Here is a 2,469-nt window from a genome sequence, read left to right on the forward strand (position 1 = left end):
TACATGCTGTGGGTAATGGGTAATGGATAAAGTAGATAATGGACAAAACTTGTTAGACGAAATGACAATCGTAAAATAAGTAATTAATGAGATAACAGAAGGGCGCTTACTGTAAAGGAAGCGCCTTTTTTGTTGGTGTTTGATTCGCTTATTTATGGCTGCTAAGTGCCAATTACCTAGATGCTTTCAGTTTGTAACTACCGAAATTTTTATAGATATCTTCGTTAATACCATGGCAGCCAACTTTAAAATTTAATGATTGATCAGGTGCAATCTCGTCAGACAACCAAGTTTCACATTGGAATATGAAATTGTTATTTTCATCGAAGAGATCTGCTTTAAGATTTACGCCACTTGTAGATAAGTCACCTGTGTTTTTTAAGGTTCCAATAATGTCTATTAGATAAGGTCTAGAGATTGACTTAGAGCTTATAATTTTTATTTTGCTAGATTTTACCTTGGTACTATTTGCTACCATAACACTTTCTGATTCTGCGGCTATTGGTGAATTAGGATAGCGAATATTACTTAGAACAAAGGTAAATAAAAACCACACACCTAAGGCAAAGCCGGTGCCGTATAGAAACCCTTTCCCTATCATTTTTAATGAAGCCTTGATGATTTCCAATATACTCTCCTTGGCATATAACGCCTCATTCAGAGGCTTAAAATAGTTGGCTAAAATGTTTGAGGAACGAAAAACAGCCAACTTTATTTTGTCCCTCTTGAAATTCTTGTTATGTTGCTATTTTACCGAGTCTTTTTTGTTTGTAAAACTTTATTGCTTCGTAAACAGATAAAAATAACATACCACCCGCAAAAACTTGAAAGGCAAATACGATTTCAGGTCTGCCACAAGAGCCTGACGATTGTCCCCAATGCCAAAGATAAGCAGGAAAATATGTAAAGGTAGCTATAAATAATAGTGGAACCCAAACTCTATTTCGGTTTGATATAAGGCGTAGTCCGATAGAAATGATCAGTAAAACTATTGCGGACATAAAATAGAATTTTGCTTGGGACTCATGTAATTCGGTAAGTCCCGGCGGCGGCTGAAAGCATGCATTGCTATTAAGAGAAAATAACGAAAACACAACTAATGCGATAATTTTGAACATAGCTTCCCTAGCAACATAACGCCCAATTAACGGGCTAAAAATAGTGGGCTAAAATGAAGCGGAGCGAACAGCCTGCTGTTTTTAGTCCTGTTGAATTGCTTGTTATAAGCCGATTAATTCAAACCTATATCATTTAATATCCATTTTAATTGAGGGTCTTTGTTTGAAATATAGTCATCAATTGATACCTCTATATTAATATCTGGGTATAACGCATCCTTAAGATCACTAGTGAAATGATATAATCGTTTTGAATATGTCACCTCTAGGTTGGAATTAGGTAGAATAAACTGCCCCATATCTTGATAACCTGAAGGTTTGGCACCTGTAGGCTCACCAATTAATTGTGCGTTCAGTAATTGTGAAAACTGAGCTGCGTTACTCATTGCAGCTGAGAAAGTTACATTATCAATAAGAACATAAACTCCTGTCTTCCAATCTATACTGTCAGCCAGCACGAGAAGTTGAGCCAACTTTAAACCTACAAAAAAGTCTCCACCATAATTGTCTCTAAGGTCAATTATTAACTTTTTAGATTTGTTTTTATTAATGAAAGATAATAAATCTTCGCCCAGTGATTCCATTTTTGATATTGATGTATAACGGCGAAATTTAAAATAGACCACTTTCTTATCGTTTAATGACCCAAACCAAAGATTCTCGTTTAGTTTTTCCTCAATCGAAAATATGGAATTGTTTAGATAGGTGAGTTCGGCTGTGTACTCATTTGAGTGAGATGGTTCTAATTGCTGTTCAATTAGTTCTTTGCCTATTGTGAATGTGAATCGAGCTTGAAATGTATCGTTGATAAGTCCCAGTCCATTAAGTAACTCGGCTTTTGGGATATATTGTGCTGCCCTTACTTGTCTTGAGTATTTGTTTTCAGAAAAAGGTGTTAGTTGAGAAAATAAACGGTAGATTTCTTCTGCATTCATGTCGTTAATTTTATCAAGTTTCGCACCAAGGAGGTGTTTAAAATCCTTGGTAGTTTTAATTACATAAAGCTCACCATTGAGCACCTTTAACTGAATAGGAAAACTTTTTAAATTAGCTCCCCATAAAGGAAATGATGTATGCCCATCACCAATTTTTTGTGTCAACTTCATCAGTTCAATTAATAACTGATTTTTCGTTAAAGAGGATAGAGAGCTTTTAAGTTGCGTTACCTCTTCATTAAAGCTTTGCTTAGAAATCGTATGGTAAAGATCTATATGTTTTTCAGACATCTTTTTAGAATAAAACTCTAGATCAGCTTTCCAATTTTTAATATCTACATCATTAACTCCGTAACAATGGAGTGAGATCATTGATAATAATAGAAGGGGAAATTTCACACTATATTCCTTTAGGC

General features: G+C 34.8%; 3 protein-coding genes. All 3 read right to left on the minus strand.

Translation table 11 applies throughout. The features are described 5' to 3' along the window. Positions 1-172: 172 nt before the first annotated feature. Positions 173-628, minus strand: coding sequence for a hypothetical protein (locus P20652_RS13210; RefSeq protein ID WP_033017204.1), 456 nt, complete (start codon positions 626-628; stop codon positions 173-175). Between the two features lie 109 nt (positions 629-737). Further along, the gene (locus P20652_RS17625; protein WP_033017206.1) at positions 738-1,118 is read right to left on the minus strand and encodes a hypothetical protein; all 381 of its coding nucleotides are present in this window, start codon (positions 1,116-1,118) and stop codon (positions 738-740) included. A 113-nt stretch (positions 1,119-1,231) separates the two neighbouring features. Continuing rightward, the coding region (locus P20652_RS13205) for a S41 family peptidase (RefSeq protein ID WP_237707098.1) at positions 1,232-2,469 on the minus strand (1,238 nt) is incomplete at its 5' end.

The sequence above is a fragment of the Pseudoalteromonas sp. BSi20652 genome, assembly GCF_000239855.1.
Lineage (GTDB): Bacteria > Pseudomonadota > Gammaproteobacteria > Enterobacterales > Alteromonadaceae > Pseudoalteromonas.

Bases quoted from the DNA above. Each gene is read 5' to 3' on its own strand.
- P20652_RS17625 (WP_033017206.1), bottom strand. From the start codon at position 1,118: ATGTTCAAAATTATCGCATTAGTTGTGTTTTCGTTATTTTCTCTTAAT.